We start from the raw sequence: 6,389 nt of genomic DNA, 5'->3' as shown, positions 1-6,389 counted from the left end.
ATGGCCGGCCTCCCCAACGAACGCTTCGCGGAACGTGTCGATCGCCAGCCGCAGCGACAGTTGCGGCTGATCGAGGTAGCTGACGAGTTTGCTGATGCCATGGTCGCTTTGTGCGTGATCGTCGACCCACTCGGGATCGTCGATATCGATGTTGTGAGCGGAGTAGGTTTGCGGATCGACCACGCTATGCAAGGTCTTGGCCGAGGCGCCGTTGAAGCCGACGATGAGCCGCTCGCGCTGCGCGATCGTGCCGATGAAGATCGCGAGCTCGAAGTCGGCCTTCGAGACGAACGGCGCGATCAGCTCCAGCCAGAACGCGGCGACGAGGCTGCGGTAGAACGGGTCGGTCGGCAGCGGCAGCGTGAGGCCGCGCTCCAGATGCGACGAGCCGCTCGCCATCACGGGCCGCAGCAGCGAGCCGAGCGCGAGCATCGCGCCGCGCAGGCGCACCGGATGGCCGCTCGCGAGCAGCATCCGTTCGAGGCCTTCGAGCGTCTGGTGCTCGACGAAGTCGTTGAAGGTGCCGTCGTGCGGGTTGCCCGTGCCGCCCACGTCCACCGGCACCTGGGTTTCGCCGAGCGCCTGCAGCGCGCCGGCCGGTTCATTCGCGCCGAGCAGCGGCTGCATCTGCTGGGCGGCGCGCGACCACAGCCGCGCGAACGCGAGCGGGCTGCGCGCGAGGAAGGCGAGCGGCTGCTCGACTTCGAGCGCCGTGGCGGCGAGAAACGGAAAGCGCCGCGACGACTGATCGTGGCTCGCCACCATGTGCCCCGCGATCGCGAGCTTGCTCTGCGAGCCGAGAAACGCGAAATGCATCGGCTGGGCGTCGCCGTAAACGATCTTCCAGCGCGGGTCGTCGGCGAGCAGTTCCATGGCCTGGGCGATCCAGCGGTCCAGCGTCTGCAGCAACTGCGGATTGTGCGCACTTTTGACGAAGTCGCCGCGCGACGGAATCTTGCCGAAGTACGCGATCTGCGCCTGAACGGACTGCGTCATTGCGCGGTTCCTCCTGTCTGGTTGGGCGTCGTCGCCACGGTGGCGGGGGCCGTGCCGGTGCCGCTCGTAGCTGCGGCCGCAGCCGGGTTGGCCGCGCCGGTGCTGGCGATCGACGAGGGCAACTGCACGCCGCTCAGGCCTTGCTGTTGCGGCGCGCTGGCGCTCGCGGCGGTGGGCTGCGAGCTGCTGACGATGCGCATGCTGACCGACACCGTTACGCTGCCTTGCGTCCACGTGAGGTCGAACGTGCCGTCCGGATGACGCGTGCGTTGCGCCGAGTTGATGAGCTTCTCGAGACCGTAGCGGCCCGGCTCGTTGACGAGCTGGATCGTGCGGCCGTCGAACGTGGTGGCCGACAGCGAGGCGCCCGGCGTGCCTTGCGGATTGGGCCACACGAAGTTGCTCCACTGCGGCGGCGTGTTGCGGTAGCGCATCTGCTGGCCGTCGATGGCGATCGTGTACTCGGTCGTGCCGCTCGATGGCTGCGGCAGGATCTGGAACACGGTCTGCGGCTCGCTCGCGCCGCCTGCGCCCGCGCCTGCCGCGCCGCCCGAGAGCGGCGCCACCCAGCGCGCGAAGCCGCTGGTGAAGTCGGGCGTGAGCGCGAGGCCCATGTCGCCCCAGGTCCGCGCCGAGAGCGTGTCGCCGCGGCGCACGGCGAGCGGCCCGAGCGTCGTGCCGACGAACTTCGAGATCGCGCCGTCCGGCCCGAACATCTGGGCGATTTCGCTGGCGCCGGCCTCGACCTTCGCGGTGCCCGAGAACGGGTACTTGTTGGCAAGCGAAGCCTGGAACGGCTGGTACACCTGCGCGTTCCACACCTTGTTGACTTCCACGCTCGCCGGCTGGATCACGACCGCATAGGCCTGCATGAGCGGGCGCACGAGCAGCGGGCGCAGCGTCTTGCGCTGCGTGTCGGTCAGGCCCGTGAGCATCTGTTCGTCGACGAACTTCAGCGAATCGGCGAGTTCGGAGCCGTTGCCGTCGAGCGTTTGCTGCATCAGCTGACGCGCGCCCGGGCCCGGGTCGCCCTGATTCTTGATGAGGTTCAGCCGCGTGCGTACCTTCGATAGCGTGTCCATGTAGCCGCCGAGCAGCGACGCGTTGTCGTGCGTGACGACCATGCGGCCGAGCCCCGCGAACGCCTGGCCGATCGGGCCCATCGACGGTTCGACCGGATTGCCGTTGAGGTCGAGGTTGGCCGTGACCGGGCTGCGCGAGAACCACTGCTTGACCCAGCCCATCACGCCGCTTTCCGCGTGCTTGATGCTCACGTGCACGAGCGAGGGGTTGTCCCAGGAGGTCTGGTCGTAGGCGGTTTCGAGGATCTTGCGGATCGGCGAGTCCTGCGGGTCGCCGAGGCGGTTCATCGCGTCGACGGCCTGACCGAACGTGCCGAAGTCCTGCACCGCGATGCCCTGCATGAACTTCTGCCAGTTCTCCGCGTATTCGGTCTTGTACATCGCGACGAGCGCCTTCTGGATCTGCTCGGGGCTGCCTTCGAGCGTGAGATCGTCCTGCGCCGAGGTGTTGAGCACCCAGTCCTTCGCCTGCAGCTCCTTCGTCGCGGCGTCGCGGATCGCGGGCTGCACGTACTGGAACCACGCCTCGCGCGTGAAGGTGCCGGAAATCGCGTAGCTGCCCGCGATCAGCGAAGTGTTGGTGTCGCCGACGATGCGCGCGACCGTCATCGGCGCGAAGCGCGTCGAGGCGCGCGCCTTGATCTCCTCGTAGACGCGCTGGCGGGCCGGCATGCCGCGCACCACGTGGCGCAGGTCTTCGCGCGTCTGGTCGACGAGCGCGAGGTTCGCGTCGATCATCGGCCAGTCGTCGTCGGAGACGCGCGAGAGGTAGAACGTAATCATGCGCTCGGCGCTCTTGATCATCTCGTCGCGCGGCATGTTGCCGCGATTCGTTTCGAGCCAGCCGCGCCAGAAGCGCGCGATCTGGTCGCTCAGGTGCGCCGCTTCGACGTGGCGCTTGTCGGAGAGCATCAGGTAGGTCTTGAGCGCGTTGTAGGCGTCTTCGACGCTGGTGGGCGATGCGTCGCTATAGAGGCCGCCCTGGTTCGCGGCCGCCATCGCCGCGTGCGCCGAGACGGGCGTCGCGCCCGCATCGGGCGCGTGCGAGAGCGGCGCCAGCAGTTCGGGGTGCGCGTCGACGTCCTTGAGGAACGAGGCGAGATTCTGCGAGACGGGCGTGAGCATGATCTGCTTCACGCCGCTGTAGTACTCCTGTAGCAGATGCTGTTCGAGCCGGTCGCCCTGATAGAGGCCGAGCGAAACCGCGAGCGGCCGGTCGCGGCGGAACTGTTCGAGTTGCTCGATGCGGTCTTCGAGAATGTCCATGGCCTGCAGGCGCGATTGCAGGTCGTTGCGGTTCTGCTGGAGGCGCTCGACGTTGTCGAGATCGGCCTGCACGTTCGCCACGAGCTGCTGGTTGCCGATGGCCGACCACGCCCAGCCGCCGAGCGCGAGCGCGAGCACCGCGACGAAGCCGAAGAACGTGGCATAGCGCAGGCGCGTCTTGGCAGGGCTCGCGAACTGCCGCACCGTTTGCCGGTCCGCGAAGATCACCTTCGAGAACAGGTCGCGCAGGAAGAAGCCGTTCTTCGAGAACGCGCTGTGCGGCTTGGGCAGATCGTCCGTGGCAAGCGCGAAGCGGTTCGCGATGCGCTGCGCGGCGGCGCTGTTCGTCTCGCCTTCCTGCAGCGCGCTGGTGAAATAGAAGCCGCGGAAGATCGGCTTGTACTGGAACGGGTTGTTCTCGAACAGCGTGGCGAGGAACGCGCGCAGCGCCGGCTTGATCGCCGAGAATTCGAGCGGGAAGCTCAGTTGCCCCGGCGCAAGCTGCTTGCCGCGGCTGATCGACATCTGCGCGATGCTGATTTCCTTGAGGCCGTCGTAAAGCTCCTCGAAGCGCTCGTCGAACAGCGCGACGATGTCGCGCTTCTCGTCGGGCTCGTAGGGCAGCGTCGCGCCCCACACTCGGTCGTATTCCTGGCGGTCGTTGCCGCTGAAGAACTCGGTGAAGCCGGTGATCAGGTCGGCTTTCGTGAACATCACGTAGACGGGCGCGAACACTTCGAGCTTCTCGGTCAGCTCCTGCACGCGCTGGCGCAGGTTCTTCGCGAGGTTGATCGCGAACTCGGGGCGGTTGCCCGTCAGCTCGGCGATGCTCGCGGTGACGATGATGCCGTTGATCGGCGCTTTCGGACGGTAGCGCTTGAGCAGACCGAGGAAGCCGAGCCATTCGCTGCGGTCTTCCTCGTGGACCGAGTAGCGGCCCGCCGTGTCGAGCAGGATGCCTTCCGTCGTGAAGAACCAGTCGCAGTTGCGCGTGCCGCCGATGCCGTGCACCACGGCGTTGTGCTTGTCGGCGAACGGGAACTGCAGGCCCGAGTTCAGCACGGCACTGCTCTTGCCGGCCGCCGGGTTGCCGATGACGATGTACCACGGCAGCTGATAGAGCGCCGAGCCGCCGGAAAGCTGACCGATCTTCGAGGTCTTGATGGTCTTCACGGCGTCGACGAGCCGGGTGCGCAGCACATCCAGATCCGCCTGCCCGGTGGGCCCGGCGGGGGCGGCCGGGCCGTTCTCGGTCTGCGCCTGCTGTTCGAGCATGTCGCCGAGCTTGCGGTTCGCGCGGCGCACGCGCATGCGCTGCCAGAGCCAGAACAGAAGCCGGATCACGAGCAGCGCGCCGAGCACGACGGCGACCCACACGAGGTCGATCTGTAGTGCGTCGGCGGCGATGATCAGCACGGCAGCGAGCGCGATCACGCCGATGATGGAGAGCGTGCGCTTGTGAGTCAACACGTTGAGGAGGCGTTGCATAAGCCGGTCAGGTCCTGGTGCCTTGGGTGCTGTTTGTCGTGGTGTGCGGGGGCGTCACGTGCGCTGCGCGCTCGGGCAAAGCCGGCCGTGGCAGCCGGGACGCATGGGGGGATTCATGTTCGGCCGGGGCGGGAAGCGGATGGCGCGGCGCCCGATGCGGCGCCGCCAGAGGTGTTGTCGCCGTGATGGGCGGCAAGGTCGGTTTTGTCACCGAGCGGAATGAATGAACGCCCCATAAAACTCCCCATTTATTTCCTGTCGCGCCTCATTTGACATTTGCCGGCGCGCGACCCAGTACGAAGCCGGGTTTGTGATATTCGACGTGGCCCAGATCCATCAATTTCCAACGGCCGCCCCAGGTCAGTCCTACCTGTTCGGCCACCTGGCCATATAACTGATAGCCCCGCATCGCCCAGGGGTCTTTTTCTGAAATGACGAGCTTGCCGTCGCGCAGAAATGCGTTGTCGGCCGCCAGTCCGTATTGGTGATAGCTTTGGAAGGCCGCCGCATTAGTCACATTGCCGCCCATTTGCGCAAGCCGGTTTTGCCGCTCGGGGCTGCGGTAACCTTCCAGCAATGCCATTTCATAACCGTATTGCTCGCGCATGATTTTATAGACGAGCAATAGGCGCGTGCGAAAATCGGCATCCAGCAGATTCCAGTCGCGGCTCGCATCGTGCAGCTCGGGCCGTACCTGCTCGACCTCCTTCGTGGTAAAGGCCTCGGGAGGCAGCGGTGGCGGCGGAATCAGCTGCTCGCCGTTCAGCAGGGCAGCGATTTTTTCGTCCGGTACCCGGGGTGTGTCATCGTATTGAAATAGCTGATGGCCGCGCAATGCAATTGCAATCAGCGGCGGCGTCGCAAGAATACATGCGGTAATGAAAATCGGCAAGCGCCGCCTGATAAGTATATTTTTCAGGCCGGTCATTCCCGAATGGGAAAAACTTGCCGATCTAAAAAGGTGGCTGCGCGCGTGAGTCGCGCTTGTCGACGCGCGACGAATAATTACGCTATGCAATTCGAATAGCGTGCTGAAAACCGTCGCACGCACGGCCGGCAATAGCAATAGCGCGGCGAGCGGCACGGCAATGGCGAAATAGACGACGAGAGCAATGGCGACCAAAAGCGAACCCGCGTGGTGGTAATTGTTTTTTGTAAAGCTTGATTTTAGAATCAGCGCTGCCCGAAGCTGGGCCGCCTCGTATTATTGCGGTGAAACAGGCCCGATTCAATGAGCACGATTCGAAAGAGACAGTAAATGAGTGCGCCGGACAACTCCACCCCTAAAGCTCCGCCCAGCCTGCTGGCCGACAAAGCCGCCGATGCGAACGCGCCCGGCGCGCCGCCTGGCGGCTCACGCATCCTCGCGAATCTCGAGGGCCGCGTCGTGCCGCCAGCCTCACCGCCTCGCGAAGGGCGCTCACGCGCGCCGCTCGCGGTGGCGGCACTGCTGGTGATCGGCGCCGCCGCCTTCGGCGCGTGGCACGTATTCGAGCGTGGCGAGCCTGCGGGCCACGCGACACCCGCGGTCGTTGCCGCCGCGGACAGCGGCGCGCA

Annotated in this window: 3 protein-coding genes and 1 pseudogene; 1 reads left to right on the top strand and 3 read right to left on the bottom strand. The window is 65.8% G+C overall.

Going from position 1 to position 6,389, the window contains the following annotated elements; translation table 11 throughout:
* The 3 genes from tagF to GXB81_RS30015 all read right to left on the bottom strand — a co-directional run.
* Positions 1-996 (bottom strand): type VI secretion system-associated protein TagF (gene tagF / locus GXB81_RS30025; RefSeq protein WP_205991114.1); only part of this gene is annotated, 996 nt, incomplete at its 3' end.
* Positions 993-4,832 carry a type VI secretion system membrane subunit TssM gene (gene tssM / locus GXB81_RS30020; RefSeq protein WP_205991113.1) on the bottom strand — a complete coding sequence of 1,280 codons (3,840 nt, stop codon included), beginning with the start codon at positions 4,830-4,832 and terminating at the stop codon, positions 993-995. The genes tagF and tssM, both read right to left, overlap by 4 nt.
* A gap of 265 nt (positions 4,833-5,097) precedes the next feature.
* Entirely contained in the window at positions 5,098-5,955 is an 858-nt protein-coding gene (locus GXB81_RS30015; RefSeq protein ID WP_205991112.1) for a M15 family metallopeptidase, read from the bottom strand.
* A 135-nt stretch (positions 5,956-6,090) separates the two neighbouring features.
* Here GXB81_RS30015 and GXB81_RS30010 point away from each other — a divergent pair.
* Positions 6,091-6,389 (top strand): annotated as a pseudogene (locus GXB81_RS30010) (hypothetical protein); the annotation flags it as partial.

The sequence above is a fragment of the Paraburkholderia sp. Ac-20336 genome (assembly GCF_017105025.1).
GTDB lineage: Bacteria > Pseudomonadota > Gammaproteobacteria > Burkholderiales > Burkholderiaceae > Paraburkholderia.
The sequence above is the reverse complement of the archived record's forward strand: the minus strand, read 5'-3'. Positions and strand labels throughout refer to the sequence as shown.